The organism is Amycolatopsis sp. NPDC058986 (assembly GCF_042741125.1).
Lineage (GTDB): Bacteria > Actinomycetota > Actinomycetes > Mycobacteriales > Pseudonocardiaceae > Amycolatopsis.
The window spans coordinates 42,998-69,764 of the sequence record NZ_JBHYJW010000029.1 but is presented as its reverse complement, the minus strand read 5'-3'; the positions used below and the strand labels follow the sequence as shown (position 1 = coordinate 69,764).

The 26,767-nt window shown below is 67.8% G+C and carries 25 protein-coding genes and 1 pseudogene; 6 read left to right on the top strand and 20 right to left on the bottom strand.

Annotated features, from left to right (window positions below; all coding sequences use genetic code 11):
• Positions 1–10 precede the first annotated feature (10 nt).
• Entirely contained in the window at positions 11–1,225 is a 1,215-nt protein-coding gene (locus ACFW0G_RS24830) for an amidohydrolase (RefSeq protein ID WP_378327767.1), read from the top strand.
• The gene (locus tag ACFW0G_RS24825) at positions 1,222–2,403 is read left to right on the top strand and encodes an amidohydrolase family protein (RefSeq protein ID WP_378327766.1); all 1,182 of its coding nucleotides are present in this window, start codon (positions 1,222–1,224) and stop codon (positions 2,401–2,403) included. Before ACFW0G_RS24830 ends, ACFW0G_RS24825 begins: the two co-directional genes overlap by 4 nt.
• On the opposite strand, the gene ACFW0G_RS24820 is transcribed toward ACFW0G_RS24825, so the two are convergent.
• The 5 genes from ACFW0G_RS24820 to ACFW0G_RS24800 form a co-directional block, all read right to left on the bottom strand.
• Entirely contained in the window at positions 2,385–3,551 is a 1,167-nt protein-coding gene (locus ACFW0G_RS24820) for an MAB_1171c family putative transporter (RefSeq protein ID WP_378327765.1), read from the bottom strand. The two genes, ACFW0G_RS24825 and ACFW0G_RS24820, sit on opposite strands and share 19 nt — an antisense overlap.
• Entirely contained in the window at positions 3,548–4,051 is a 504-nt protein-coding gene (locus tag ACFW0G_RS24815; RefSeq protein WP_378327764.1) for a hypothetical protein, read from the bottom strand. The genes ACFW0G_RS24820 and ACFW0G_RS24815 overlap by 4 nt, the downstream gene beginning before the upstream one ends.
• A 104-nt stretch (positions 4,052–4,155) precedes the next feature.
• Positions 4,156–4,572, bottom strand: coding sequence for a hypothetical protein (locus tag ACFW0G_RS24810; RefSeq protein ID WP_378327763.1), 417 nt, complete (start codon positions 4,570–4,572; stop codon positions 4,156–4,158).
• Between the two features lie 197 nt (positions 4,573–4,769).
• The gene (locus ACFW0G_RS24805; protein WP_378327762.1) at positions 4,770–5,423 is read right to left on the bottom strand and encodes a ubiquinol-cytochrome c reductase iron-sulfur subunit; all 654 of its coding nucleotides are present in this window, start codon (positions 5,421–5,423) and stop codon (positions 4,770–4,772) included.
• Positions 5,420–5,944, bottom strand: coding sequence for an RNA polymerase sigma factor (locus ACFW0G_RS24800; protein ID WP_378327761.1), 525 nt, complete (start codon positions 5,942–5,944; stop codon positions 5,420–5,422). The genes ACFW0G_RS24805 and ACFW0G_RS24800 overlap by 4 nt, the downstream gene beginning before the upstream one ends.
• Positions 5,945–6,131: 187 nt before the next feature.
• Between ACFW0G_RS24800 and ACFW0G_RS24795 the strand changes: the two genes are divergently transcribed.
• Entirely contained in the window at positions 6,132–7,550 is a 1,419-nt protein-coding gene (locus ACFW0G_RS24795; protein WP_378327760.1) for a hypothetical protein, read from the top strand.
• A gap of 157 nt (positions 7,551–7,707) precedes the next feature.
• Here ACFW0G_RS24795 and ACFW0G_RS24790 read toward each other — a convergent pair whose 3' ends face one another.
• On the bottom strand, positions 7,708–8,874 hold the full coding sequence (locus ACFW0G_RS24790) for an acyl-CoA dehydrogenase family protein (protein WP_378327759.1): 1,167 nt from the start codon (positions 8,872–8,874) through the stop codon (positions 7,708–7,710).
• A gap of 101 nt (positions 8,875–8,975) precedes the next feature.
• On the opposite strand from ACFW0G_RS24790, the gene ACFW0G_RS24785 reads away from it, so the two are divergent.
• The 3 genes from ACFW0G_RS24785 (at position 8,976) to ACFW0G_RS24775 (ending at position 12,065) form a co-directional block, all read left to right on the top strand.
• Positions 8,976–9,599 carry a TetR/AcrR family transcriptional regulator gene (locus tag ACFW0G_RS24785; RefSeq protein WP_378327758.1) on the top strand — a complete coding sequence of 208 codons (624 nt, stop codon included), beginning with the start codon at positions 8,976–8,978 and terminating at the stop codon, positions 9,597–9,599.
• A gap of 18 nt (positions 9,600–9,617) precedes the next feature.
• A complete protein-coding gene (locus ACFW0G_RS24780) occupies positions 9,618–10,559 on the top strand; it encodes a carbohydrate kinase (protein WP_378327757.1) in 942 nt (313 codons plus the stop codon).
• A 192-nt stretch (positions 10,560–10,751) separates the two neighbouring features.
• Positions 10,752–12,065, top strand: coding sequence for a citrate synthase (locus tag ACFW0G_RS24775; protein WP_378327756.1), 1,314 nt, complete (start codon positions 10,752–10,754; stop codon positions 12,063–12,065).
• Positions 12,066–12,408: 343 nt separating this feature from the next.
• Here the strand turns inward: ACFW0G_RS24775 and ACFW0G_RS24770 are convergent, their stop codons facing one another.
• The 14 genes and pseudogenes from ACFW0G_RS24770 to ACFW0G_RS24705 form a co-directional block, all read right to left on the bottom strand.
• On the bottom strand, positions 12,409–13,599 hold the full coding sequence (locus ACFW0G_RS24770) for an ABC transporter permease (RefSeq protein ID WP_378327755.1): 1,191 nt from the start codon (positions 13,597–13,599) through the stop codon (positions 12,409–12,411).
• A complete protein-coding gene (locus ACFW0G_RS24765; RefSeq protein ID WP_378327754.1) occupies positions 13,596–14,522 on the bottom strand; it encodes an ABC transporter ATP-binding protein in 927 nt (308 codons plus the stop codon). Before ACFW0G_RS24765 ends, ACFW0G_RS24770 begins: the two co-directional genes overlap by 4 nt.
• On the bottom strand, positions 14,515–15,066 hold the full coding sequence (locus tag ACFW0G_RS24760) for a hypothetical protein (RefSeq protein ID WP_378327753.1): 552 nt from the start codon (positions 15,064–15,066) through the stop codon (positions 14,515–14,517). The genes ACFW0G_RS24765 and ACFW0G_RS24760 overlap by 8 nt, the downstream gene beginning before the upstream one ends.
• On the bottom strand, positions 15,063–15,332 hold the full coding sequence (locus ACFW0G_RS24755) for a helix-turn-helix transcriptional regulator (protein ID WP_378327752.1): 270 nt from the start codon (positions 15,330–15,332) through the stop codon (positions 15,063–15,065). Before ACFW0G_RS24755 ends, ACFW0G_RS24760 begins: the two co-directional genes overlap by 4 nt.
• Before the next feature lie 141 nt (positions 15,333–15,473).
• On the bottom strand, positions 15,474–16,094 hold the full coding sequence (locus ACFW0G_RS24750) for a TetR/AcrR family transcriptional regulator (RefSeq protein WP_378327751.1): 621 nt from the start codon (positions 16,092–16,094) through the stop codon (positions 15,474–15,476).
• Between the two features lie 237 nt (positions 16,095–16,331).
• Positions 16,332–16,943 (bottom strand): gamma-glutamylcyclotransferase, encoded by a 612-nt coding sequence (locus ACFW0G_RS24745; RefSeq protein ID WP_378327809.1) that lies wholly within the window; start codon positions 16,941–16,943, stop codon positions 16,332–16,334.
• Entirely contained in the window at positions 16,940–18,037 is a 1,098-nt protein-coding gene (locus ACFW0G_RS24740; RefSeq protein ID WP_378327750.1) for an S-(hydroxymethyl)mycothiol dehydrogenase, read from the bottom strand. The genes ACFW0G_RS24745 and ACFW0G_RS24740 overlap by 4 nt, the downstream gene beginning before the upstream one ends.
• 103 nt (positions 18,038–18,140) lie before the next feature.
• The gene (locus ACFW0G_RS24735) at positions 18,141–19,406 is read right to left on the bottom strand and encodes a peptidase C39 family protein (RefSeq protein WP_378327749.1); all 1,266 of its coding nucleotides are present in this window, start codon (positions 19,404–19,406) and stop codon (positions 18,141–18,143) included.
• 74 nt (positions 19,407–19,480) lie between these two features.
• A complete protein-coding gene (locus ACFW0G_RS24730; RefSeq protein WP_378327748.1) occupies positions 19,481–19,882 on the bottom strand; it encodes a PaaI family thioesterase in 402 nt (133 codons plus the stop codon).
• 57 nt (positions 19,883–19,939) lie between these two features.
• Positions 19,940–23,272 (bottom strand): tetratricopeptide repeat protein, encoded by a 3,333-nt coding sequence (locus ACFW0G_RS24725; RefSeq protein WP_378327808.1) that lies wholly within the window; start codon positions 23,270–23,272, stop codon positions 19,940–19,942.
• Between the two features lie 120 nt (positions 23,273–23,392).
• Positions 23,393–23,833, bottom strand: a pseudogene (locus ACFW0G_RS24720) (trypsin-like peptidase domain-containing protein); the annotation flags it as partial.
• A 10-nt stretch (positions 23,834–23,843) separates the two neighbouring features.
• Positions 23,844–24,173: a trypco2 family protein gene (locus ACFW0G_RS24715; protein WP_378327747.1), complete on the bottom strand. Its 330-nt coding sequence runs from the start codon at positions 24,171–24,173 to the stop codon at positions 23,844–23,846.
• Positions 24,174–24,197: 24 nt separating this feature from the next.
• Positions 24,198–25,922, bottom strand: a complete 1,725-nt coding sequence (locus tag ACFW0G_RS24710) for a TIGR03767 family metallophosphoesterase (protein ID WP_378327746.1) — start codon at positions 25,920–25,922, stop codon at positions 24,198–24,200.
• Positions 25,923–26,055: 133 nt separating this feature from the next.
• A complete protein-coding gene (locus ACFW0G_RS24705) occupies positions 26,056–26,709 on the bottom strand; it encodes a TetR/AcrR family transcriptional regulator C-terminal domain-containing protein (RefSeq protein WP_378327745.1) in 654 nt (217 codons plus the stop codon).
• Positions 26,710–26,767 lie beyond the last annotated feature (58 nt).

Genomic DNA, 26,767 nt, shown 5'->3' with positions numbered 1-26,767 from the left:
CTTCGAACCTATGTCAGCTAAGGCGATTGTGGGGGGCTACGTCGTCCCCATCGACGGTAATCCGATCGACGACGGCATCGTGCTCATCGAGGACGGCCGGATCGTCGCCGTGGGGGCGGAGGCCGACGTCGACGTCCCGGACGACGCGGAGATCATCGACGCGGCCGGGACGTGGGTGCTGCCCGGCTTCATCGACGCGCACGCGCACCTCGGCGTCCACGAGGACGGCGAAGGCTGGTCCGGCAACGACACCAACGAGATGACCGATCCGAACGGGGCGCGGTTCCGCGCGATCGACGGTATCGATCCGTACGAGCCCGGGTTCGACGACGCGCTGTCCGGCGGCGTCACGAGCGTGGTGATCAAGCCTGGGTCGGGGAACCCGATCGGCGGCCAGACGATCGGCGTCAAGACCTGGGGCCGCAGCATTCTGGACATGACGTTCGCCGAGCACGTGAGCGTCAAGAGCGCGCTCGGCGAGAACCCGAAGCGGGTGTACGGCGAGAAGAACCAGACGCCGTCGACCCGGCTGGGGGTCGCGGCGATCCTGCGTGAGGCGTTCACCAAGGCTCGCAACTACCAGGCGCAGCGGGACTACGCGCACGACGAGGGCAAGCCGTTCGACGTCGACCTGACGAAGGAGACGCTCGCCAGGGTGCTGGCCGGCGAGCTGTACTGGGACCAGCACGTGCACCGCGCGGACGACATGGTGACCGCGATCCGGCTGGCCGACGAGTTCGGCTACAAGCTGGTGATCAACCACGGCACCGAGGGCCATCTCATCGCCGACCTGCTGGCCGAGCGGGACGTGCCGATCATCCTCGGCCCGCTGTTCACCACGAAGTCCAAAGTGGAGCTTCGCAACCGGACACTGCGGGGGCCGGGCATCCTCGCGCGGGCCGGGGTGAAGTTCGCGATCACCACCGACCACCCGGTCATCCCGATCAACTTCCTTGTCTACCAAGCGGCTCTGGCCGTCAAGGACGGGCTCGACCCGGTGACGGCGCTGCGCTCGCTCACCGCGCACCCGGCGGAGATTCTCGGCCTCGACGACCGGATCGGCACGCTCAAGCCGGGCTTGGACGCCGACGTCGTGCTGTGGTCGGGCGACCCGCTGGACGTCATGAACCGGGCGTTGCGGGTGTTCGTGCGGGGTGACGAGGTGTACCACTTCGACGAGTCGCAGGGGGCCGGTGTCGCGAAGGACCGGCGGTATCGCGAGTGACCCAGCCGTGGGCACTGCGTGCGGCGCGGCTGTTCGACGGAGCCGCGCTGCACCACGGCTCGCCGCTGGTGGTGATCCGCGAGGGCTCGGTCGTGGCGGTGGACCTCTCCGGCGCTCACCCCGCGCACGATCTCCCGGTGGTCGACCTGGGCGAGGCGACCTTGTTGCCCGGTTTGGTCGACGCGCACACGCACCTGGGTTTCGAACCGGGCGCGCTGGATCCCCGGCCGCTGCGCGCGGATGACGTCGAGGCCAGGGAGGCGCTCGCGGCACGGATGCGCCGTCACGCCGAACAGGCGTTGCGGGCCGGGGTCACCACCGTGCGGGACCTGGGGGATTGGGACTACCTGGCGCTGGAGATCCGGGACGGGTTCGCCGCCGGCGGTGGACTCGGGCCGGAGATCCTGGCGTCGGGGCCGCCGATCACCAGCACCGGCGGGCATTGCTGGTTCCTCGGCGGAGAGGCCGACTCGCCGGAGGAGTTGCGAGCGGCGGTGGCCGAGCGCGTCGACCGGGGTGTCGACGTGGTCAAGGTGATGGCGACCGGTGGCGGCATCACCCCGGGCAGCGCTCCGTACGAGTCGCAGTACGACGTCGAACGTCTGCGCGTCGTTGTCGAAGCAGCCCACTCGGCGCAGATGATGGTCACCGCGCATGCGCACGGGACCGGTGGAATCGCGGACGCGGTGTACGCGGGCGTTGACGGCGTCGAACACGGCACGTTCATGACCGCGGACGGAGCCGTCGCGGATTGGGACGTCGTCCGGGTGATGGCTGAACGCGGCGTGTACGTCGGGGTGACCGCGGGTCGGGTGCTCGGTGGCGCTCCGCTGTCCCCGCGTGTCATCGCGGCTCGGAAGCTGTTGCCGCGAATGCGTGAGGAGGGTGTGCGGCTGGTGTGTTCGTCCGACGCCGGTGTCGTCGTTGAGAAGCCGCACGACTGCCTTCCGTATGGGCTGGAGGAGTTTCGGTCCTTTGTGGACATCTCGCCGGTCGAAGTGCTGGCGACGGTGACCGGTCTGGCGGCGGATTCGTGCGGGGTCGGGGATCGGAAGGGGCGGGTGCGCGCGGGGTCCGACGCGGATTTCGTTGCGGTGTCGGGGGATCCGGGCGAGGATCTCGGTGCGTTGCGCTCGGTGGTCGCGGTGTACCGGGCAGGTCAGCGGGTGGAGCTCTGAGCTGACGTCGGATACGCCGTGACCGTCGGCGAGTTCCAGGCCGCGGCGATCCGGCGCAGCCAGCGGAGTTCGCTCTCGATGTCCACGCCGCCGTGGTAGACGAGATCGAGGGGTTCCTCCGCGCGCGGGCGGCCCGTTTCCCTCGCGTGCAAGGCGATTTTCAGCCAGCACGCCGTTTTAACCACTTCGGCCCGCTCCTCGGGAACGTCGCGCAGTGCCGTGCCGATGGCGTCCAGGTCGGCCGGGGTGACCCATTCGCGCATGACCAGCAGCCCGTCCCGGATCTCGATGATCATCCGGTTGAGGCGCAACCGGGTGTCGGTGAACCGCAGCAGATCGGTGAGCCTGCCCCGCGGCGGTTGCAGCGCGACGTGCGGAATGGCTTCGCACAAGGCTTTCCACAGCGGGTAGAGCTTCTGGCCGTGCCAGAGGTTCACGATGGCATGCCACAGCGGCAGGAGCGCCGCCAGCGAACACCCGGCGAGAATGCCGATCGTGTGCAGGGACGAGACGTACTTGCCCGCCGTCGGCAGCAACGCCGTCGCGGAGAACAGGGAGGCGACGCGGGTGGCGAGGAAGATCAGGAACGCGGCCATCGCGACGGCGAGCAGGAACACGGCGAGGCGGAGCACAGCGCTACGGGTGCTCTTCAAGTGCCGGAGCAGTACGACGCCGGTCCACGCGGTGATGACCACCATGTAGAGCAGGTACGTGATCCAGTAGGCGGTGTGCGCGGTGAAGGCGCCGGGAACGGGGAGAAAACGTGTCCTGGTGGGGATTTTCAGGACGTCGACCGCGGCGAAGGCGCTGATCATGATCGCGATCGTCGCCCAGCACCACAGCAGGCGCGGCCTGCGCCACGACGGACGTCGTGACTCGTCCCGTCCCGCGACGTGCAGTGCCAGGCTCAACAGGAGCGTGGCGACCCCGATCGCCATCAGGCTGGACAGCAGGCTTTCGAGGTTGGGGATCCCGACGTGCTCGAGTGCCTTTCCCACGGGGTTCTGGAGCATCAGCATGCCCCCGCCGAGCAGCAGCAGGATGAACCAGATCAGGCGTTGTTCGGCCGAGCGCAGCGCTGGGAGCCGGACGAGGATGACTGTCCAGCAGGCGATCAGCAGGACGAGGCGAAGCGGGTCGAAGCTCACCGCTCGAGGCCCAGTGCCGAGCTGAGCCGGAGTTCCTGGGCGTTACCCGGTTTGCTGCCCAGCCGCGAGGATTTCTCGAGCAGCAGTGTCGCAACCAGTTCGGCCTCCTGCTCCTGGTCGGTGCTGTAGTTCGTGCGCAGGAGGATCTGCTGGATCTCCTCGGGGCCGGTGGTGTCGTCCAGTATCCGCGCGGGCAGGTCGGCGATGGTGTGGCCGCAGATCATGTGGGCCAGCTCGTGCATGATGATGTGCTCTTGGTGGAACGGCGAAGTGTGTTCCTCGAAGAAGATGTGGTCGGCGGCGTCGGTGGCCAGCCAGACCCCGCACGGTGTTCCCTCGTCGTTCATGTCCCTTGGCAGAGGGTGAACGTAGAGCTTGCGCCCGCGCTGCTCGGCGAGAATCACGCACAGGGAGCGCGCGGTGAAGGGCTGGGTGACGTCCACCGCTTCGACCAGCGCCTGGCAGCGATTCCGGATCTGCTTGCCGATCACGTCACCCACCTCTGGTTCCACGGCGTGCTCGGTCCGCGCAGGGCTCAGGACGGGACATCGGGAAAAGGCGACGACACGGTGCCGGGTCTTCCGCCGCGCATTCATGGCCGCGGTCAGTCATCGTCGTCGTGGTCGAGCCGTTCGATTTCCCGCGCGTGTTCGATCATGTCCAGAATAGCGCGCTGACTCCGTTCGGACAGGCCGTCGGAACGCAGGGCGATGGTCCGGACGCCGCTCGATCGCAGCGCGGTGGCCAGATCCATGTCTTCGGAAGTGATGTCCTGGTCGAGAAAGTATCCGGCGGGCTTACCGAAGAACTTGGCCAGTGCCTGAAGCCGCGGGCCGGTGGTGTTCTTTCGTTCACCGGCGCGGAGCATCCACAGGTAGCCGGTGGAGATCGACAGCCCGGTCTCCTCGCGGATCGCCCTGGCGATGGCCGCGTTGCCCGGCGGTTTCGGCCGATGCCGCCATTTTTCCTCGATGAGGGCGTTGAGCTTGGTGGCGATCGGGCCGGCTTCCGGAGTGCTCACGTGCAGTCGCTCCTTTCGGAAGGCCACCGTGAGACGTGGTTCGATGTGGCGCATTGTGCGCGCCATTGTCCGGCAATATGAACTTCGGTTTCAAGCGCCGTCCGGTTGGTCACCGCGTGTGAGCTTACTGTCCTCCGTTTGCCCTAACGATATTTGTGACATCTCGCCGCTGACAGTCGCACGGTTGACAGGTGTGCTCAGACGCGCTTCAGCGGCACAAAGATCTCGATGAACCCGGCGCGTTCCCGGACTTCGGCGCGGGGCAGAGGCGGGAGTTCGATCGGGAGGTCGTAGCGGACGACGTCACCGTCGAGCGCGAAGACGGCGGGATGGCAGGGGCAGGTCAGCTGTCGCGCCGCGGCGTCGAACTGGAGATGACAGCCGAGGTGGGTGCAGGTCGAGGACACCGCCTGCAACCCGTCGCGGGTCCGGGTGACATATCCGGCGAAGGTGTCCAGCTCGAACTCGTGCACGTCGCCTTCCTTCAGGTCTCCGCTGGCGGCGACGGTCTGCCAGGTACCCGCGGGCCTCGGTTGCCCGGTCGTCGAGCCGTCGCGCACGACCCGGTCGATGGCCACGCCCGCCGCGAGCGAGGCGGCGGCGATGCCCGCGGTTTGGACCACGCGCCGGCGGGTGGCGAGCTTGTCCTTCGCGGATCGTGCGCCGAGTTGCTCGGCGAGTTCGCTTTCGAGGCGTGCGACGAACTCGGCGTCCGGCGCGGTGTCGGCGGTTCGTGCCGCCTGGAGCTCGATGGCCGCGCGCATCGCTTCGGCCTCGTCGTCGTCCGGGCGGAAGGGTTCGGGCGTGCGCTGGCCGATGATGCTGTCGACGAAGCGGCTGACGTCGTTCATGTCCGCTCCTCGATCCGTGCCGCGGCCTGCGCGGCGAGCCTGAGCGCCCGGTGCTGGATGACCTTGACGTTGGCCAGTGTCACGCCCAGCTCGTCGGCCGCGTCCTGCAAGGAGTATGACTCCAGGAACCGCAGCCGCAAGACCGTACGCGCGCGTTCGGGCAGTTCGGCGAGGATGGCCTCCAGCCGGTGATGTGCGGTGATCCCGCTCGATCCGTTGCCGTTTTCCCTCTCGGTGTCGGGGATTTCGCTGGCTTCGTCGAGGCCGATGGTGGTGATCTCGCGGCCGAAGAGGCGTCGCCAGTGCGCGGCGAGGACCGTCCTGGCCGTCGCGACGAGGTAGGCGCGGACCTCCTCCGCGGTCGCGTTGGTACGCAGGGGCTTCAACGCGGCCAGGAAGACCTCGGTGGTGAGATCCTCGGCGTCCGCGCGGTTTCCCACCTTGGCCAGCATGAGCCGGTGCACCCACCGGACATTCTCCCGGTAAATCGTTTCCCAGCCCTGCTGGGACTTCCCCGCCATCGGGACTCCATATCCCTCGCTCCGACGCGTACCGAGGATAGGACCGATGGAGCGTCCGCGGTACACCCATAAGGCCGTGCTACCGGGCTGTAACTCGGGTGCATATCTCCGGTCGAGGGGCCCCTTGATTTCTCCTCCGCGTCCAGCCGGCGAACGCGGGGAGCGCCCGTTCAAGCGAGGAGTGATCATGCAGAACAAGCGGAAAGCCGTGACCGCGGTGGCCGCGGTGCTGGCTCTCGGGGCGACCACGTCGTTCTCGGGGGCGGCGGGAGCCGTTGCGCCACAAGGGCTTTTCACCGATCGTGGGGACGTCAAGTTCCTGCCGCAGCCGTTGAAGGACAGACTCGCCGTGCTGGCCGGAAGACCAACCACGTTCGAGCCGATGACGGCGTTTTCCGAGGCGCCGACACCCAGCCAGTTATTCCAGTACTACCTGCTCGACACGAAGAATTTCCAACCAAATGTGTTCACCACGACGATTCCGGGGATCAACGACGGGGTCGCGCCCACCGCGACCGGCCCCAATCACGACATTCCGACCATTGGCGGCATTCGGGTGGTCGTCGAACCCAAGCCGGGACTTCCGATCGATCCGAATGATCCCGGTTCGTTCGTCGACATGTTCACCGACATTTCGGGCCTGTTCGTCATCAACAACGAATCCGGCTGGTACGAGGGCTGGATGATCCACGACGTCACGGTGCCGGACGTCGCGGCGCCGCGGAAGGACGGGCACGCCGCCTTCGGCAAGATCACCGCCGCCGACGCCGCCGCGCTCGCGAAGATGGGCGACTACCACAACAAACCCGGCGCGGTGTTCACCACCGACGGCAAGGCCCCGCACGAGCCGTCCGCGAACGACCACTGGCCGGACAAGGTGTCGAACCTCGTGCCGGTGCAGCTGTCGCTGGGCGCCTACAACGCCACGCAACAGAGCGACCTGCACTCGTACTGGGAACTCAACCAGTACACCAACTGGACGCCGCCGACGTACGAACTTCCCTTCACCGGCGGGCTTCCCGGCACGTTCGAGAAGGGCAAGATCGGCGCGCTGTCCTCGATCGTGCCCGGCTCGGGCCCGTCTGGCGTCAAGAACAAGCCACAGGTCGACGGCGACAACCCGAACATCCCGCGCGACCCGGACCGCCTGCTCAACACCAGTCCGGACGATCCGGACCGGCCGATGCCGAACAACGACGACCACAAGGAGAAGCGGCTTCGGTTCATCCCGAGCGGGCTGAGCAATGAGGTGCTGCTGGACGTCTACGTGCGTACCGCGTCCTTCGAGCCCTACGTGTACGACTTGAGCCAGCGGATCTTCGACGCGTACGCGGCCGAAGTCGCGCGGGTCGACGCCAACCACGACGGCATCGTCGACGCCGTGGAAGCGGACCTCGAAGGAACGTCCGACGGCGGCCAGTCCAACGACCGGCTGTACCTGCCCGCGACCGCGTACAACCGCGTCGCGGTCACTCGCGAGATCAACGACGGCCTGCTCTCGCCGCGCTTCGCGCCCAGCCAGCGTGCGTGGGTGCTGAGCGGTGACATCAACCGGGTGAGCCCGCCGGTTCCGGCGTCCGTCCCGCAGGACGGCGACAACCGGTAGCACAGGGGGGATTTGAGGGGGAGAAGGCGTCCTTACCGGCCTGGGGCTCCGGTAAGGACGCCTTCACACGTCACGTTCCGGCGAACTCGCGTGATCAGCGGCGCAACTCGCGTGCCTGGATGGACAACTCGCGTGCTTGGACGGAGATCTCGCGTGATCAGCGGCGCGACTCATGAGTTACGCCGCTGATCAGTTCGCGGGCGATGACCATGCGCTGGATCTGGTTGGTGCCCTCGAAGATCTGCGGGACCTTGGCCTCGCGCAGGTAGCGCTCCACCGGGAAGTCGCGGGTGTAGCCGGCGCCGCCGAGCACCTGGACGGCGTCGGTGGTCACCTTCATCGCCCCGTCGGTGGCGACGAGCTTCGCGATCGACGCCTGGCGCTGGAACGGCATCCCGCGGTCGCGGCGGCGCGCGGCGTCGAGGTAGGTCGCGCGGGCGGACTCGACCGTCGCGGCCATGTCGGCCAGCAGGAACTCGACGCCCTGGAAGTCGATGATCGCCTTCCCGAACTGCCTGCGCGTCTTCGCGTAGGCCACCGCTTCGTCGAGCGCGGCCTGGGCGAGGCCGACCGCGCACGCCGCGATCCCGAGCCGTCCCGAGCTGAGCGAGGACAGCGCGATCTTCAGGCCGTGCCCCTCGTAGCCGAGCAGCCGGTCGGCGTCCACACGCGCGTCTTCGAAGATCATCTGCGCGGTGGTGGACCCCGTCAGGCCCATCTTGCGCTCCTTCGGCGCCGCCGAGACACCGTCTGTCTTGCCGTCGACGAGCAGGCACGAGATGCCGCGGCCGCCGTCGTCGCTCGTGCGGACCATCGTGGTGTAGAAGTCGGCTTCACCCGCATGGGTGATCCAGGCCTTGGTTCCGTTGACGACGTATTGGTCGCCGTCGCGCCGTGCACGGGTGGACAGCGCCGCCGCGTCGGAACCCGCCTGCGTCTCGGACAGCGCGTATGCGCCGAGCAGGTCGCCTTCGAGCATGTCGGGGAGCCAGCGGTCACGCTGCGCGTCCGTGCCGTAGTGCGCCAGCGCGTAGCAGGACATCGTGTGCACCGAGAGGCCGACGCCGACCGACATCCACGCGGCCGCGATCTCTTCCAGGACCTGCAGATACACCTCGTACGGCACTTCGCCGCCGCCCCAGCGCTCCGAGTACGGCAGCCCGAGCAGCCCCGACTTGCCGAGCAGCCGGAACTGCTCGCGCGGGAAGCGCTCGGCTTCCTCGTACTCACCGGCGCGCGGCGCGAGTTCGTCACGGGCGATTTCGGCAGCCAGGGCGACGAGGTCCTCGGCCTCTGAGCTGGGCAGCAGGCGTTCCGCGGGCATGTCCCCTCCAAGACAGCTGTACTGAAAACAGTACTCTAGGGCAATTTACAGTACAGTAGTGGTGAGCTGGGGCACACCGGCCGATGAGGGATAGTGGTCCGATGTCCGACAGCGACGCGCCGTCCAGGGCGCAGGCCTCCTTCCGTGAGGCCCGGCGGCCAACGGCACGGCAGCGTGCGCTGCTCACCCAGCTCGAGACCCTGTTCCTCGCCGAGGGCTTCGCGCAGTTCACCCTCGACGACCTCGCCGCCCGCCTCCGCTGCTCGAAGTCGACGCTCTACACGCTCGCGCCGAGCAAGGAGCAGCTCGCGGTCAAGGTCGTCGCGCACTTCTTCAAGGGCGCCGCGGAGCGGATCGAGGAGCGTATCTCCGGAATCGACGACGCGCGCAAGCTGATCGGCGAGTACCTCGCCGGCGTCTCGGAACATCTCGAGCGCGCCTCGTCGGCGTTCATGACCGACATCGGGAGCTTCGGCCCGGCCCGCGACACCTATCAGCTCAACAGCCGCGCGGCCGCCGGGCGCATCAGGACATTTATTGACAAAGGCGTGGCCGACGGCGTTTTCCGCGACGTCCACGCGCGACTCGTCGCGGAAATGGCCGGATTGATCATCGAGGGCATCCAGACCGGGGTGCTCGGCGAGCGGACATCCGTCTCCGACGCCAAGGCCTTCACCGCACTGTCCGAACTTCTGCTCGGCGGACTGGCGACACAGCCGGAATAACCCGGTATCTTCCGCATCGTGATCGTTGTTGGTGGAGAGGCGCTGGTCGACCTCGTACCCGGTGAACCGTTGGATTCCACTGTGGACGGTGGGCTGCGCGCGTTGTTACCACGCCTTGGGGGTGGTCCGTACAACGTCGCGCTCGCGGCTGGACGCCTCGGCGTTCCTGTCCAGTTTCTGTCCCGTGTGTCCACCGACCGGTTCGGCGGCGCGTTGGTCGATCGGCTGCACGCCTCGTCCGTCGGGACGACGTTCGTGCAGCGCGGCGACGAGCCGACGACCCTCGCCGTCGTCGCGCTCGACGAGCACGGCTCGGCGCACTACACCTTCTACACCGAAGGCACGGCCGACCGGCTCGTCACCGACCCCGGGCCGCTGCCCGACAGCGTGACCGCGCTCTCCCTCGGCACGCTCGGCATGGTCCTCGAACCCGGCGCGAGCGCGTACGAAGCGATGCTGCGCCGCGAAGCCGCGCGCGGCGTGCTGACCGTGCTCGACCCGAACATCCGCGAGGCGCTGATCGCCGACCCCGCCGCGTATCGGGCACGTTTCGCTTCGTGGCTGCCGGACGTCCGGTTGCTGAAGATCTCCGACGACGACGCCGCTTGGCTCGCCGAGGGCGCGGACCCGGTCGCCGCCGCGAAAACCTGGGTGGAGTCCGGTGTGGACGCCGTCGTGCTGACTCGCGGCGCCGACGGGCTCGTTGTGATCACCGACGCGGGTGAGCTGGCCCACGTCCCGTCCCGCCGGGTGGACGTCGTCGACACGATCGGGGCGGGCGACACCGTGCAGGGCGCGTTGGTGGCGTGGCTGCATTCGCGAGGGGTGACCCAGCTGCGCGAACTCGGTGCCGATGAGTGGCACGAGGCACTGGGATTCGCGGCGAAAGCGGCGTCGATCACGGTTTCCCGCAGCGGTGCCGAACCGCCGACGGCGGAAGAAATGGCATCCACCGTGTGAACCTGGTCCCAAAGGGGCCGTTACGGGCAACGCATCGGCTGCGCGTTGCCCCCTACCTCGACTAGCGTAGAGGGGAATTCATACCCCAGCGGGGCGGTGTGCAGCGAGGCGTCAGGTTCTCGCGGTGAACACGTGGCTACCTGTGGAACCTACAGGCGCCGCCGTCCCGTGCCAGATGTGAGAGGGACCTGCATGTCCGACGCGACGACTGCGGGGCAGCCCGGCGACACCGCGACGCTGCGCCTGCCGAGTGGCGAACACGAGTTCAAGGTGGTCCACCCGGTCGAGGGTGCGCCCGGGATCGAGCTGGGGAAGCTGCTGGCGACGACGGGGTACGTCACCTACGACCCCGGTTTCGTCAACACCGGGTCGACCTCTTCGGCCATCACCTACATCGACGGTGACGCGGGCATCCTGCGCTACCGCGGTTACCCGATCGAGCAGCTGGCCGAGAAGTCGACGTTCATCGAGGTCTCCTACCTGCTCATCTACGGCGAGTTGCCGACCGAGGCCCAGCTGGCCGACTTCAGCGAGAAGATCCAGCGGCACACGCTGCTGCACGAGGACCTGAAGCTGTTCTTCAACGGCTTCCCGCGCGACGCGCACCCGATGCCGGTGCTCTCCAGCGCCGTCTCCGCGCTGTCGACCTTCTACCAGGACTCGCTCAACCCGTTCGACGAACCGAACGTCGAGCTGTCCACCATCCGCCTGCTGGCCAAGGTGCCGACCCTGGCGGCGTACGCCTACAAGAAGTCGGTCGGGCAGCCGTTCCTCTACCCGGACAACTCGCTCGGCCTCGTCGAGAACTTCCTGCGGATGACGTTCGGTTTCCCGGCCGAGCCGTACGACGTCGACCCGGACGTCGTCAAGGCGCTCGACCTGCTGTTCATCTTGCACGCCGACCACGAGCAGAACTGCTCGACCTCGACCGTGCGCCTGGTCGGTTCGTCCGAGGCGAACCTGTTCGCTTCGATTTCGGCCGGGATCAACGCGCTGTTCGGCCCGCTGCACGGTGGGGCGAACGCCGCGGTCCTCGACATGCTGGAGGGCATCCAGGCCGACGGCGGCGACGTCGCCAAGTTCGTCGAGCGCGTGAAGAACAAGGAAAAGGGCGTGAAGCTGATGGGCTTCGGGCACCGGGTCTACAAGAACTACGACCCGCGCGCGAAGATCATCAAGAACACCGCGGACGAGATCCTCGGCAAGCTGAAGGGCGGCGACCAGCTGCTCGACATCGCGAAGAAGCTCGAGGAGACGGCGCTTTCCGACGACTACTTCGTCGAGCGGAAGCTGTACCCGAACGTGGACTTCTACACCGGGCTCATCTACCGGGCGCTCGGGTTCCCGACGAAGTTCTTCACCGTGCTGTTCGCGCTCGGCAGGCTGCCCGGCTGGATCGCGCACTGGCGCGAGATGATCCAGGACCCGGCCACCAAGATCGGCCGCCCGCGGCAGATCTACACCGGACACACGTCGCGCGACTACACGTCGCTGTCCGAGCGGTAAGTCGCTGCTGCTCCTCGGTTCTCGTTCGAAGGCCATCCCGGGTTCGTCCCGGGGTGGCCTTCGGCGTTTGCGGGGCCGGGTTCGCAGCGCATTGCCGAGGGCGGCGGCGCGAGCGAGGCACTGGCCACAGAGGACACACGGCCACGTCCCGATCGCGCCGTTCGCGACGATCAACGTCCCCAACGCGTCGTTCGCGACACATCGAGGCCCCCCTTGCCGAACATTCTAGGCGAGGGGGCCGACAAGAACGCGAGGTCGGGAGGGGCGAGGGAAGTGCCGTCAAGGCCACCTTGCGGGCGTCTGGCGCCCGTAAGGTGGCCTTAACGGCATGGCGGCGAAGGGCTCAGCCGCGGAGGGCTTCGGAGAGTTTGATGCGGCTGCCGAGGCGCAGGACGCTGTTGCCGTAGATCTTCCCGCCGAGCCAGGTGAGCAGCGCGACGAGCACACCGGTCAGCACCAGCGAGGCCGCGATTTCCCAGCCCGCCGCCGCGCCGGTCGAGATCCGGGCGGGCATCAGGATCGGCGAGAACAGCGGTACCAGCGAAAGCACCTTCGTCGTCGTTCCGTCCGGTGACTGGATCAGCAGGTTGAAGCCGACGATGAACCCGACGATCAGCACCATGTTCACCGGCCCGACCACCGACTGCGTGTCCTCCTGCCGGGAGACCAGCGACCCCATCGCGCCGTAAATGGTGGCGTACAACAGGAAACCGAGCAGATACCAGACCAGGCCCCACACCAGCGCGCCGGTGGCGAAGCCGGACAGCGTGAACACCCCGGTCGCCGACGCCACGACAGCGCCGGCCGCGGCGAGGATCGCCAGCTGTGTCAGCCCGACCAGACCGAGCCCGATCACCTTGCCCAGCAACAACTGCCACGGTCGCACGCTCGACAGCAGGATCTCCACGACCCGGCTGGACTTCTCCTCCACGACCCCTTGGGCCACCAGCATTCCGTACGTCACGATGCTCATGTAGAGCAGCACCACCACGACGAGCCCGACGACGAGCCGTTTCCCGCTGTCCGGATCCTGCGGCTTGATCGCGTCGACGCCGACAGCGGTGGAAGACACCGCGCGCATCACCTGCGCCGGATCCAGGCCCGCCTCGGACATCTTCGCGTCCAGCACCTGTTGCCGGGCCACCTGATCGAGCACCGTGCGCAACTTGGAGTCCAAAGTGGACTTCACGAGCACCTTGAGGTCCGACGCGCTGCCGGACACCAGTGCGTCGAAATCGCCGTTTTCGACCTTCGTCCTGCCCTCGGCCGCGTCGGTCACCGAGACGGTCTTGATCGTCTGGCCGGTCTGCGCACCGGCGGCCTGAAGCTGCTGGGCGATCCCCGTCGACTGACCCGTCAACCCCACGGTGCTCTTGCTCGACGAGCCCGCCAGTCCTGATTGGAACGCGACGAAACCGATCAGCAGCACCAACATCACCGCGGTACCGACCACAAAGGACCGTGTCCGCAGTCGCGTGTTCAGTTCCCGCTTCATGACGAGCCAGATCGCCCGTCGCGCGCTGAGTGTCCTCACGCCGTTTCCCCTTCGGCTCGTGGTTGATCGGAGACCGCGTCCCGGAACAGCTCGGTCAGCGTCCGCCGTTGCCTGCTGAACTCGGTGACCGGTCCGGTGGCCAGTGCCGCGGCGAGCACGGCCTGGTCGTCGGCGCTCGGCGCCAGGTCGAGAACGCTTGTCGGGCCGTGGTTTTCCAGTACCCGGACTCCCGGCAGCGAGGCCGCCCAGCCCGGCGGCGCCGAAGGCGCGGTCACCACGAGCTTGCTGCCCGCGTTCCCGGTCAGCTCGGCCACCGGCCCCGCCGCCACCATCCGTCCACTTCGGATGATGCCGACCCGGTCGCACAGCCGCTCGACGAGATCGAGCTGGTGACTGGAGAACACCACCGGCACGCCGGTCGACGCCTTCTCCCGCAACACCGCGCTCATCACGTCGACCGCGAGCGGGTCCAGGCCGGAGAAGGGTTCGTCCAGCACGAGCACCAGCGGATCGTGCACCAGCGCCGCCGCGAGCTGAACCCGTTGCTGGTTACCGAGACTCAGCTTCTGGACCTCGTCCTTGCGCCGCTCGGAAAGCCCGAGCCGCGCGATCCAGTTCTCGGCGTTGCGATGCGCCTCGTTCGCCGACAGCCCGTGCAGCTCGGCGAGATAGACGAGCTGGTCGAGCACTTTCATCTTCGGGTACAGCCCGCGTTCCTCCGGCATGTACCCGATGTGCGTGCGGGCTTCGTGCGTGATCGGCTTCCCGTCGAAGCGGACTTCGCCCGCATCCGCGGCCAGTACGCCCAGCGCGATCCGCATCGTCGTGGTCTTGCCCGCGCCGTTGCTGCCGACGAAACCGAACAGCTCGCCCGCGCGGACGTCGAAACTCACGCCGTCCAGCGCGACCTTCGCGCCGTAGCGCTTGGAGATCCCGTCGATCTCCAAGGTTTTGTCACTCATCCCCATTCCCCTCCTCGAGAAAATCCTCGGGATCGTCGTCCGGAAGCAACCAGCCGAGCACGATCGTCGGCACCGTGCTCCCGGTGACGAGCAGCGCCGCGAGCATCATCGCGCCCCGCACCCCGCTGTCGTGCTGTTGTGAGATCAGCAGCCCGTAGAACATCGCCACGACCATCAGAAAGGTCAGCGTCAGGTAGGCGACGAACGTGATCCGGTGCCGCCATTCGCGCTCACGCTCGTCGAGCAGGCGGGAAAAGCCGCCGCTCATCCGGCCGGTCAGGATCCGGAGCAGGACGAACCCGATGGCACCGATGGCGAATCCGCCGAACCAGGTGCCGAGCGCGAACCACGGGGGTGCGAGCTTGAAGCTCGCCGCACTCGCGATCAGCACGAGGTCGCCGAGAAGCACCAGGACCACCAGCTGCCGACGTCGCCGCCGGGTTCGCCAGGCCGGCAGCCTGCGCTCCCGACGCCGCTCCTGTTCGTCCAGCCTGTCCAGCTGCCGTTCCCAATACGCGGCGAAGCGTCCCGGCCTGCTGTTCATGCTCCCCCCTCGCGATAGACCTGAGTGGACAGTGGCGCGAACGGCTCGCGGCTGAACACCGCCTCGACCGGGAGGTCGAACACCGCGCAGATCCGGAACGCCAGGTCCAGGCTCGGGTAGTGGTCACCGCGTTCGAGCGCGCCGATGGTCTGTGGGTTGACCTCGACCGCCGTCGCCAGCGCGGCCCTGCTCAGCCCGCGCTCCGCTCGGAGCACGGGGAGCCGGTTGTAGATCGGCAGCTCCTTGCCGCGTCGCACCGGACTCATACAACGTACTGTTGCAAAAACCCAACGACTCGTCAAGTTGTCCACGCCGAGGGGTGTGCCGGGCGCAGCGGAGGATGCACGGGAAAGTGCCTGTGCAGGCGAGGGAGGATATGCGCGAGCCCCCGAAGGGGGCCCCGAAGATCAGGGGCGCAGCGACGCGTCGAGCACGTGCGCGAATTCCGCCATGAGGGCGGCTTCTTCGATGTCCGTCGTGGCGGGCCGCAGGGAGAACGCGAACGACTGGACCAGCAGCAGCACCGATCTCGCCTGGGCGCCGACGTTGGCCCGGCGTATCGAGCCGTCGCGGTGTCCGGCGGCGAGCAGTTGGTGGACAACCTTTTCGGCGAACCGCTGGGTCCGGCCCAGTCGTTCGACGATGTAGGGCAGCAACAGTTCGGGATCGACGTCGAGCAGGGTGCGGAACAGCGGATCGCCTGCCAGGGAACGAATTCCGCTGACGGCGATGAGCACCAGCCGTTCCCTGCTGTTCTTCGCACCGGAGCCCTGTTCGCCGGCGTGCCGCAGCAACCCGCCGAATTCACGGGTCATCAACGCGCTGAGCACACTGCGAACGTCGGGAAAGCGCCGGTAGACGGTCATCCGGCTGACGCCTGCCGTCCGTGCGATCTCGGCGAGTGTGGTGCGGCGCACTCCGACCGCGAGCACGCATTGGCGTGCCGCGTCCATGAGTACGTCGTCCGGAACTCTCGTCGCCGCCTGCCGGTTGCGGGTGTCCGCCAAAGCGGAGGGGGCACTCGGCATGATGTGACGATTCACCTCCAGAAACAACATGAGTTCGTGCAGGAACCGGTAAGCCATCGGAATCGCCGGGCCCGAGGCGGCAGGGAAAGACCGTCGCGGCGGGGCCGTGGGATGGCTCGGCCAGGGTATCGGTTCAGCGGCCGCGTGGAACGTGAACCTTGTTTTGTTGGAAAGAATGGCTGAGCGTCGTAGCGTTGTGACGCAGCGCGCTGATGCTTCAATACGCGCGCTGCTGTCTTAATACAAGATGGTGCAGGATACGCCGTGCGAGGTCGCCGCGACACCGCGAAGTGCGGCCGCCTCCCGCTGCCCGACGTCGGCGACACGGACCGGCGAGCCGTTGACCAGCAACGGAAACCGGATGTCCGAGGCGCCGACATAGGTGAGCACCTCCGCGGGCCGCGAGCCGTCTTCCAGTGTGATGTCCGGGTTCCCCAACCGGGCCAGGTGATAACGTTCGCCGCGTCCTTCGCATATATCGAGAATCGCGAGTTGGTCGGGAGTCACGAACCAGACGGCGTGCTCCTCGACGACTTCCGGCAGCGCGGTCAGGGTGGCGGGCCGCTGACCGTCGCGTTTCCGGAGGCCGGACGCCCACACCGCGCCGAGCCCGGTACAGCGCGCCTTCACCACCACGACCGGTCCGTTCAGTCCCAGTTCGGTGCGCAGCCAGGTGATTTTCGAGGGGCAGGCGTTGGAACCGTAGGCCAGCACCGCCTGACGGTCCCGCCAGCCCGGCGGCGCCGTGTCGAGCGGACGCCCCGCACCGTCCGAATGGACGAACGAACATCCCGGCCGTGCCCCGGGGTAGGGATCGGCCGGATACTCGGCGTCGGTGAAGAGGATCAGAACGTCACCACGCTGCGCAGCACCTCGCCGCGGTGCATCCGGCCGAACGCCGATTCGACGTCGTTCACGCCGATTCGTTCGGTGACGAACTTGTCCAGCGGGAGCTTGCCCTGCAGATAGAGGTCCACCAGCAGCGGGAAGTCCCGCGAGGGCAGGCAGTCGCCGTACCAGGACGATTTGAGCGACCCGCCGCGCGAGAAGAAGTCGATGAGCGGCATGTCGTCGAGGCGCATTTCCGGCGTCGGCACCCCGACCAGCACGACCGTCCCGGCGAGATCGCGGCCGTAGAAGGCCTGACGCCAGGTCTCCGGCCTGCCCACGGCGTCGATGACCACGTCCGCGCCGAACGAGCCGGTGGCCTCCCGGATGGTCTCGACCACTTCGCCCTCATCGAGGCCCTTGCTGTTGAGCGTGTGGGTCGCGCCGAACTCCTGTGCCCAGGTGAGCTTGCGGTCGTCCGTGTCGATTGCGACGATCGTAGTCGCGCCGGCGAGCTTCGCCCCGGCTACCGCGGCGTTCCCGACCCCGCCGCAGCCGATCACGGCCACCGAATCGCCCCGGCTCACCGCACCCGTGTTGAGCGCGGCGCCGATCCCTGCCATGACGCCGCAGCCGAGCAGCCCGGCCACCGCCGGTTCGGCCTCGGGGTCGACCTTCGTGCACTGTCCACTGTGGACAAGCGTTTTCTCGAGGAACGCGCCGATGCCGAGTGCCGGGCTGAGCTTCGTGCCATCGGACAGCGTCATCGGCTGAGCGGCGTTGAACGTCGAGAAGCAGTACCACGGTTTGCCGCGGCGACAGGCCCGGCAGGTGCCGCAGACGGCCCGCCAGTTCAGGATGACGTAGTCGCCGGGTTCGAGATCGGTGACGCCCTCGCCGACCCGCTCGACACGTCCGGCGGCTTCGTGGCCGAGCAGGAACGGGAACTCGTCGTTGATGCCGCCTTCGCGATAGTGCAGGTCGGTATGGCACACGCCGCAGGCCTGCACCGAGACCACCGCCTCGCCGGGGCCCGGGTCGGGGACGAGCACGGTCTCCAGCGTGACCGGCTCACCCTTCGCACGTGCGACGACACCTTGGACCTCGTACGGCATGCCTCGACCACCTTTCGGCTGCGGTGCTGGTGCTGGTACTCGCAGCTTGCCACGGATCATGCGGACATGGCGACTCCCGCATGCGTGGCCGGGGTGACGCCGGTCAGGCCGGGGTGATCAGGTAGACGACGCCACCGGGCCCGCTCGCGACACTGCCGTCCGCGGTGTGCCGCTGGGTGCGCTGCCAGATCTTTTCGAACTGGTCGCGCTTGTAGACGGTGCGGACGTTGTCGTTGCTGTTGGACGCCGGGTCGTTCGTGATGACGTCACCGTCCTTCGTGAACCCGATGACGACCATGATGTGCCCGGCGGTGCCGTACCCCGCGCCGTCGAGTTCGCTGGACTCGAACGACTGCGACGTGATGACCGGGATGCCGCGGGCGATGTAGTTTTCCAGCTCGTTGAGCGAATGCAGCCGGGTGATGTGCCCGCGCAGCCCGAGCGAGGCGGCGTAGGCGGTGTTGAACGGCCAGTTCCCGGTGCCCTCGTAGGCGTAGTCGTAGGTGTAGCGCGCCGCGTAGGCCACGGACGGATCGACGTAGTCCGCCGGGATCCAGGCCATGTCCGCGGGCTTGGGCCGCTTGCCCCAGTATTCGGCGACCATCTCCGTCGCGGTCGGGCTGCACCAGTTCTCCCCGCCGCCGCCGTACTGCGGGAACTGTCCTTTGTGGAGGTTCTGGGCGTACGGCGGGACGTCGAGCTCGATCCCGGTGGCACGGCCCGGTTTCGTCGTCCGGACGTCGAAACGGTCGGGCACCGCGGACGTCATCGCGCCCAGCGACGTCACCACCGGGGTGACGCGCGAGCCTGCCTCGCGGTACAGCGTGATCCGCAGCTGGTAGGACCGCAGCGTGACACCGCTCTTCGTGCCGAGCGTATCGACGTCCACGCTCGCGTTGGCGTCGTCCTGGCCGTTGACACTGGTCCGCTGGATGTCGCCGTCGCCACTCGCCCAGCGGCCCATCACGTACCACGTGGTCTCGGCCCCGGCTGCCGTGCGGCCCTTGGCCTCGACCTGCAGCCACGTCTTCGCGGGCGTCTTCGCGTTCCACGACGCGATCAGCTGCGTCGCGTCGAAGCCCTGGGCGTACATCGGCGACGTCCAGCTGCCGTACTCGTACGTCCGGTTGGTGCCCAGCCCGGGCTCGGCGTGCTGGATCGTGCCCACCGGCCGGGTGATGCGCAGCCCGTCGTGCTCGATCCCGACGCCTGCCGCGTCGCCGTGGCGGAAGCCGTGCGAGTTCGACCATTCGTGGTAGTCGATCGCCTCGTCGTCACCGGGTCGCCCCGGCTGCGCCTCGGCGACCTGCGCGGTCACTGCGGTCAACATGGCGATGGACAGTAACGTGAACAACCCGCGCACCCGCATTCCGGCTCCATCCCTCGGCACCCACCCAGTAGCGAGAGATTTTCGCCGGTCAGGCCGGGTATGTAAACAGTTGTCTACAAGACTGCCTGCGTCTGTGTCACTTTCGCGACCAGCTTGCCGGCGTCGTCGTGGATCTCCGTCTCCACCACGACGAACTTCCGCCCCGCGTGCAGTGGCCTGGACGACGCAACCGCGTAGCCCGAACGGATGGCACGCAGGAAGTTCGTCTTCGACTCGACGGTCGTCGTGCCTTGAGCGCCCTCGGGCAGATTGAGGAACGCGCACACCGCGCCCGTCGAGTCGGCCAGCGCCATCAGAGCGCCGCCGTGGAGCACGCCGCCGAGTGTGCAGAGGTCTTCGGCGTGCTCGAGCCGGCTGCGGACCAGCTCGGGGCCGTGCTCCAGCACCTCGATGCCGAGCCGTTCGCTGAAGGGCATGGTCCGGTGGAACAGCTGGGTGCCTTCGGGGTCGGTCATGCCGTGGAGCCTGCCCCATGGCGTGCGCGACGTCGATTACCCCGGAGGTAATGCCGCTCAGGCGTCGCCCTGGAGCCGCTTTCGGATCCGCCGAGCACGTTCGAGTTCGTCCTCGTGGCTGCCCAGCCGTTGGAAGATCTTGGCCGCTTCGTCGATGGCTCGTAGTGCCTCGTCCCGTTGGCCGAGCGCCTCGTGGCAGAGAGCGAGGTTGTTTAGGCTGTCCCCGAGGTCGGTGAGCCTGCTGTCCGAGGTACCCAGCTCGCAGCGGATGGCGACGGCTTCACTGAGCGTGTCCAGCGCTTCCTGGTGCAGATCTCGGTCCAGCTGATGGTTCGCGAGTTCGTGGAGCGAACATCCGAAGGGGAACCGGAACCTGCCAGGGTCTCCAGTGGCCAGTGGTCTGTAGATCTCGACTGCCTCGGTGACGGAGGCAAAGGCTTCGTCGTGGCGCCCGAGATCGCTCTGGACGAGGGCGAGGTTGTGCAGGCTCTCGGCGACGCCGGGCAGGTGCTTCAACGGGTTAGCCTGGGCGAGCTGGGTACGGATGGCGACGGCTTCGGCAAGGGTGGCGCTGCCCGCCTCAGGGGCGCCGGAGGTGGATTGGTGGTTGCCGAGGGTGTTCAGGGTACGGGCGAGGTTGGGCAGATGTGCCGGTTCAGCCTCGGTGAGGCGACGCCAGATGACTGCGGCTTCAGTGAGTGAAGCGATACTTGCAGACAGGTCCCCGGTACCGGCTTGGTGGTTGCCGAGGTCATTTATGTAGCTGGCGAGGTCTGGCAGATGTGCATAAGGTTCGGTTTTGGTGAGGTGCCGGGTGATCTCGACGGCTTCGGTGACGGAGGCCAATGCCGCCTCTTGTTGCCCTATGTTTGCCTGACGATGGGCGAGGGTGTTCAAGTGGGCGGCGAGGCCGGGAAGGAACGCGTCCGGTTCGGACTCGACGAGCCGCCGGGAGATCTCCACCGCTGCCGTGCTGGAAGAAAGAGCCTCTGCTGTATGGCCGACACTCTCCTGTCTGCTTGACAGGTTGTCGAAACTTGTGGCGAGCGCAGGAAGGAATGCGTTCGGCTGGCTTTTCCCAAGCTGCCGCAAAAGTTCAACCGCCTCGGCCGCTGTGGCTAAGGGCTCTTCTCGGAGGCCAATTTTTTCTTGCATGCGTGAGAGATTGATTAGGCCGCTAGCCAGGTGTGAGAGGAAAGTGGCGGCAGGTCTTTTCGCGACAAGCCGTCGGTAGAGGTCGACCGCTTCGTTACATGCGTACAAGCTTTTGTTGTGGTGCGCGAAGCGTTCCAGCCTGAGCCCGAGGTTGCTGAGGCTCGCCGCGAGATCGAAGGTGTAGGCATCCGGTCGCAGGGCGGCGAGTTCGCGATACCGGTCGACGGTTTCGGTGGTGGTGGCGAGCGCGGCGGCCAACCTGCCTACGGCCGCCTGACGGAGGGCGAGATTGTGCAAAGCGTTCGCCAGGTGAGCGTTGACCACATCGGGTTCTTCCTCGGCCAATCGCCGTTCGATTTTCACCGACTCGGTGATGGATTCGAGAGCTTCGGTACGGCGGCCGAGGGCTGCCTGGCAGGAAGCGAGGTTGCTCAGCGTTCTGGCGAAGAGGGGCATGAATGTCTCGGGCTCGCTGTCGGCCAGCCGTCGATAGATTTCCACGGCTTCGGTACAGGTGTCGAGTGCGTTTGCTCGTTGTCCGAGGTGTGCCTGCAGATTCGAAAGGCTGTTGAGCCCGTTAGCGAGTTCAGGGAGGACCTTGGCGGGGTATGCGGCGGCGAGATCACGGTAGGCCGCTATGGCTTCGGTGAGGAGCGCTAGGGCTTCCGGCCACCGCTCCGGCGTATCCAGGCTGATGGCGAGATTGTGGAGACCGCTCGCGAGCCTTGCCCTGCCTCCCATTCCGTTCCGGCCCGCCGAAGCACGGAACCTGGCGACCAGCGACCGTCTGATGTGGATGGTCGTTTCCGCCAGCGCCGTACTGTGTTCGGGCAGCGCCTTCGACCAGGCGACGAGACGTTCGGTTTCGGTGGCGGGATCGGTCGCGATGCGGTCGAGTGCGGCGACGAGCGGGCGCGGATCCTCCACCTGCGTGGCGACGTCGATCGCGGGTACCGCCAGCACATCGGCGTACCGCAGGCACAACGACGTTACGTACTCGCGCACCGCGTCACCGAAAACTCTGTGCGCGGCCGCACGCGTGCAGAACGTCAGCAGATCCTCGGCCGCGCCTTTGACGAGTGCGGGGATCAGCGCGTCGATCAGGCCGTTGCGGGTGCGGTCGAGGACGAACCGTCCGATGAGCCGTTCGGCGAGCCGATCCGGTTGCAGGTAGGCGAAAGCGGTTTGCCCGTCGGACGGGTAGAGGTCCGTCAGCCAGGCACGGACGGTGTCGCGGCGGTCCAGCGGCTGGTCGGCCAGGCCCGGGATCAGCGTCAGGAACTTGTCGGCGTCCTCATGCCTTGGCGGGCCGATCAGGGCGGCCGCGGTGATCGCGTCGGTCAACGTCGCCATGCTCAGGGCGGGCAGCAGGCCGTGGGCCCGCGCGGTGCTTTCCCAGTACCGGCGTTCGTGATCGAGCAGCCGGTCCTCCGGGCCGCGTGTCCCGGTGCCCTGGCCGGGACGCGCGGCGTCGAGCAGGTCGGAAAGCGCTGTCATCTGCACCGACAGGACCGTCTCGTCGCCGGACGTCGTCGGCGGGGAACACCCGGCGGCGGCCGAAGCCCAGTCCACGCCGCCGAAGTTCGGCGCGGAAGTGAGCGCGGCGGCGAAGGCGTCCACCGCCGCGCGGTACATGTCGTCTTGACCGGAGGCGGTGGCGTCCAGGATCGGCAGCTCGCGCACCGTCGCGACGTCGACCATGTCACCCGCGACGTCGTTCTCGCTCGCCAGTTGCTGCCACCACGAACCCGCTGTCCGCGCCAGCGCGACGATCTTCACCGGCGTGTTCGAGCGGCGTCGCGCCACGATGTCGAGCAACGTGGCCAGCTGGTCGATACGGGTCTCGGCGTAGTCGACGACCACGAGCAGCGGTACGACCGTGTCCGAGAGGACGCCGAGATCCGCAGCGGCGGCGTCGAGCCACAGTGCTGTCCAGCCGAGCCGGGCGGCGAACTCGTGCACCAGCCTGGTCTTGCCCTGGCCACCTTGGCCGTGCAGCAGCCACAGGCTCGAACCCGGCGATTCCGCCCAGGCCCGGAGTTCGCCGAGCAGGTCCTCACGGCCGCGGAACGGGACCATGGCGCGGCGCGCGGGCAGCAGACCGGCAGGCGACGTGACCGTCCCGCCGACCTGGACGCGCGCCTGTGGATCGGTCAGGTCCCGCAGTTCGACGGGGTCGAGCGTGGCGTCACCGACGAGCGTGGCGAAGGCGGGATCGCGCAGCAGCACGTACATCGGGACAGCTTCGAGCGCGGAATGCCCGCGCCCGGCCGGATCCGTCGCGATGACCCCGGTGACCAGCTCGCCGCAGCACAGCGCCGCGCCGGACAGGCCTCCCCACGGCGAAGTGCCGGGACCCGTCGGCGCGGGCGGGTGAATGTCGAGGTTCAGCACGTACCGGTCGCCGACCATGCGGTCCCCGGCGTTGAACGTCCCGGACACCTGCGCCACCTCGGCCGGCCGCCCCGCGCGCTGCACCAGGTCGGGTGAACCCCAAGTGACACAAGGGATTCCGGTCCGATGAGTGACCGTGTGGCCCCACGCGACGGCGCCGGGTATCGGTTCCCACGCCTCGTCGCCCACCTCGACCAACGCCGCGTCGTCACGGCCCGCCGGCGTTCCGCACCACACCACTCGCCCGGTGAACTCCCCGGCCCGACCCGGGCGGAACACCGTCACCGCATCACCCGTCGCGTGCACGACGTGGGCCGACGTCAGCACCAGCCGCGGCGCGACGACGTAGCCCGAGCCGGGGCCACCGGGACCGGTGACCGCGGCGACGCGTGCCCATTCCACGAGGGAACTCTCAGCGGCCCACGTATTCCGACACGTCTCCCGGCCCTGCCGGACGGGACGCCGCTCCGGCGACGACGACGTCACCGCCGTCCGGGAGCCGTGGGGTGACCGTCAGCTTCACCTTGTGCGTGCGTCCGCGCACCACGCCGGCTTCGACGTCGGCGGACACCACCCACGCCTTGAAACCCGCCTTGGCCTTGGCATCCTTGCGCAGTTCGACGGCGAACTCCAGCTCGATCGGCCCGACCACGAACTCGAGGTCCGCGCCCGCACCCTGTGCCGCCGCTGTCAGCAATTCGTCCCGCACGCTCGCGACGGCGTCCGCCAGCTCGATGTCCATGCCTCACTTTGGCACAGCGAGGGCTCAGGCGAGGGGATTGAGGAGCAGCAGCTCGGTGTTGTGGTCCGCGTCCGTGCCCACCCGGCCCGGTACGGCTTGGACGTCGTTGTAGGACAGTTCCCGGTACAGCGACGCCAGCGCGTCCGCGCCGTGGTCACCGTAGGCGGCGGCGTACGGCGATTCGGCCTCGATGAGCGTGGTGAACAGAGACAGCGTGCCGTCGGCGTTGTCGGCGACCTCGATGACGCGGGCGTGTTGCGGGAAGTCGATGTGCGACGCGGTGTTGATCTCCCAGAAGCTCTGCGCCGGTGTCTTGCCGCGGTGCGGGGTGATCTTGTTCTCGTGGGTGTGTCCGTTGACCCAGGCCAGGACGTTCGGGAAGCGGTTGAGCAGGCCGGCGAACGTGTCGCCGTTCAGCCGGAGCTCCAGCGGGTGCCGCCGGTCGGGCAGCAGGTTGCCCATGGACGTGCTGGTGTGGTGGCTGAACAGGATGAACAGCTCGTCGGTGACCTGCTGGGTGACCCGGTTGCCGAAGAAATCGTAGTAGGTCGAGCTGCCGCGCTTGAGGATCGACTCGACCCAGGTGAACTGGCCGAGCCCGATCGACCCGTCCGCGAAACCGCCGAGCGTCGTGGTGTCGAGGCTGATGCCGGTGATCCCCGGCGCGATGCGGAACGTGTAGTAGACGTTGCGGCCGTCGGCGTTGTTCTCGCCGAAACCGTGCCCGACCGGGCCCGGCCCGGTGTGCGCGGTGTCCAGGTGCGCGCGCACGAATTCCGCGGTGCTGAAGGGGCGGCGCCGCTCGTCCGGGGTGACCTCGCGGATCGTGCCCGAGCCACCGAACAGTTCGCCGACCGGCACCGTGGCGCCGGGTTTCGCGAGCGCCGCGGCGAGCTTGCGGGTGGTGCTCTCGTCCTTCCCGATCACCTTGTACCTGCCGGTGTACCAGGCTTCCTGGCCTGGCAGGTCCGGCAGCGTGCCCACGATGCTGTCGTCGTGGTTGCCGAACGTGCAGTACCACGGGACGTCGAGGCCGCTCGCGGCGAAGGTGCCGCCCGCCGCTTCGAGGAGGCCGGGCAGCTGCGGGAAACCCTTCTTCGAATACGCGTCGTCGAGCGGGATCCCGGGATTCCAGTACTGCTTGTTGCCGGAGTTCTGAACGCCCTCGTAGCGATGCGGGTCGCCTGAGTTCTGGGTCACCGAGCCGCCGTTGAGGAGCGTGAGGAACCAGTCGAGTTCGAGGTGTTCGTGGTTGTCGGTGTTGTCGCCGGTGGTCACCACGAGGTCGAACGGCCGTCCGGTGAACGGCCCGGCGCGCAGGCTGTTCACGCGGCGCACCAGCGCGTTGGTGGCGACGGCGCCGAGCGTCTCCTGCGGGCGGTGCGCGCCGCCGGCGAAAGCGTGCAGGTATTCGAACCTTGCCGGGCTCTCGGTGTCGGTGATGTGCAGATCGGTGAACTGCACGAACGAACTCAGCGCGCGGCGCCGGTCGTCCCGGCCCGCCTTCGCCGTGGCCAGTTCGTCGCGGACCTTGAGCGGCCAGCCGGGGCCCGCGGTGAGCCGGGTGTAGCCGGGACCCGCGGTCACCGGGGTGGCGACGGATTCGAGCGTGGTGCCGGACGTCGACACCGTGCGGGTGCCGGTCAGCCGCAGCGCGCGGTCGAGCGCGTTCGAAGCAGGGGTGCACAGCAGCAGCCCGAGGCCGGTGACGCCCGCCGTGGTGAACGCGCGCCTGGTCAGTTCGGCCATCTTGTGCTCCCTGCTGCCTGGATTCCGGGCCGTTGTGCACGGTGCCGCATGAGGTTAGCGGGACGGTGAACGGCAGGGAAGGGAAACACGAAGAAATCTCGCATTCGGTACCCGGGTGGCCGGCAGTGGGGCGCTAGCGTTTCCGGCGGGTTCGGCGGCGGCGGTGGTCGAGGCCGTCGAGGATGATGTCGATGCCGAGTTCGAACAAGTCCTCTGTGGATAGACGAGCGAACGCGGGAGCGAGGCCGCGCAGATTCGGGTAGTCCCCGGAACTCGCTGGGGTGGGCTTGTCGATTTCGCCTGCGGCGAAAGGGTTCTTGGCGTCCTTGGAGACCGATGGCAACTGTTCGACGGAGGCGAGCACGTGCGCGGCGAGCAGACGGGCGATCCCGGCGGTCTCGTCGGCGGAGAAGCCCGCGTCGAGCAGGATGCGCACTGTCGTCTCGATGTGCCCCAGCCGATGCGGCCCGGTCGGCGGGCGTTCGCGGAGCAGTGTCGCGGCGTCGCGATGGCGTAGCAGCAGGGCGCGGAACTGCCGGAGTCCGCTCGCCAGCTGCTCGCGCCACGGCAGCGAGCCGTCGATCTCGAACGCGTCCGCGCAGATGGCCTCCGCGAGCAGATCGAGCAGCTGTCCCTTGTCCTGGACGTGCCAGTACAGCGTCGGCGAGCTGATCCCGAGGCGGGTGGCCAGTTTGCGCGTGCTGAGTTCGGCCAGTCCGACCTCGTCGAGCAGGCCCAGTGCGGCCTCGGTGATCTGCTCACGGTCGAGCGTGCCTTTGCGTGCCACCCGAGCACTCTATCAGTGATAGATTGTTCTCTATCGGTGATAGAGAACAGGGGGAGTC

Excerpts from the sequence above, each read along its gene's own strand:
- ACFW0G_RS24730 (WP_378327748.1), bottom strand. The coding sequence starts at position 19,882 with ATGACCGACCCCGAAGGCACCCAGCTGTTCCACCGGACCATGCCCTTC.
- ACFW0G_RS24795 (WP_378327760.1), top strand. The coding sequence starts at position 6,132 with ATGCAGAACAAGCGGAAAGCCGTGACCGCGGTGGCCGCGGTGCTGGCT.
- ACFW0G_RS24805 (WP_378327762.1), bottom strand. The coding sequence starts at position 5,423 with ATGAACGACGTCAGCCGCTTCGTCGACAGCATCATCGGCCAGCGCACG.
- ACFW0G_RS24710 (WP_378327746.1), bottom strand. The coding sequence starts at position 25,922 with ATGGCCGAACTGACCAGGCGCGCGTTCACCACGGCGGGCGTCACCGGC.
- ACFW0G_RS24740 (WP_378327750.1), bottom strand. The coding sequence starts at position 18,037 with ATGCCGTACGAGGTCCAAGGTGTCGTCGCACGTGCGAAGGGTGAGCCG.
- ACFW0G_RS24725 (WP_378327808.1), bottom strand. The coding sequence starts at position 23,272 with ATGTACGTGCTGCTGCGCGATCCCGCCTTCGCCACGCTCGTCGGTGAC.
- ACFW0G_RS24715 (WP_378327747.1), bottom strand. The coding sequence starts at position 24,173 with ATGGACATCGAGCTGGCGGACGCCGTCGCGAGCGTGCGGGACGAATTG.
- ACFW0G_RS24765 (WP_378327754.1), bottom strand. The coding sequence starts at position 14,522 with ATGAGTGACAAAACCTTGGAGATCGACGGGATCTCCAAGCGCTACGGC.
- ACFW0G_RS24760 (WP_378327753.1), bottom strand. The coding sequence starts at position 15,066 with ATGAACAGCAGGCCGGGACGCTTCGCCGCGTATTGGGAACGGCAGCTG.
- ACFW0G_RS24790 (WP_378327759.1), bottom strand. The coding sequence starts at position 8,874 with ATGCCCGCGGAACGCCTGCTGCCCAGCTCAGAGGCCGAGGACCTCGTC.
- ACFW0G_RS24755 (WP_378327752.1), bottom strand. The coding sequence starts at position 15,332 with ATGAGTCCGGTGCGACGCGGCAAGGAGCTGCCGATCTACAACCGGCTC.
- ACFW0G_RS24785 (WP_378327758.1), top strand. The coding sequence starts at position 8,976 with ATGTCCGACAGCGACGCGCCGTCCAGGGCGCAGGCCTCCTTCCGTGAG.
- ACFW0G_RS24830 (WP_378327767.1), top strand. The coding sequence starts at position 11 with ATGTCAGCTAAGGCGATTGTGGGGGGCTACGTCGTCCCCATCGACGGT.
- ACFW0G_RS24735 (WP_378327749.1), bottom strand. The coding sequence starts at position 19,406 with ATGCGGGTGCGCGGGTTGTTCACGTTACTGTCCATCGCCATGTTGACC.
- ACFW0G_RS24775 (WP_378327756.1), top strand. The coding sequence starts at position 10,752 with ATGTCCGACGCGACGACTGCGGGGCAGCCCGGCGACACCGCGACGCTG.
- ACFW0G_RS24750 (WP_378327751.1), bottom strand. The coding sequence starts at position 16,094 with ATGCCGAGTGCCCCCTCCGCTTTGGCGGACACCCGCAACCGGCAGGCG.
- ACFW0G_RS24800 (WP_378327761.1), bottom strand. The coding sequence starts at position 5,944 with ATGGCGGGGAAGTCCCAGCAGGGCTGGGAAACGATTTACCGGGAGAAT.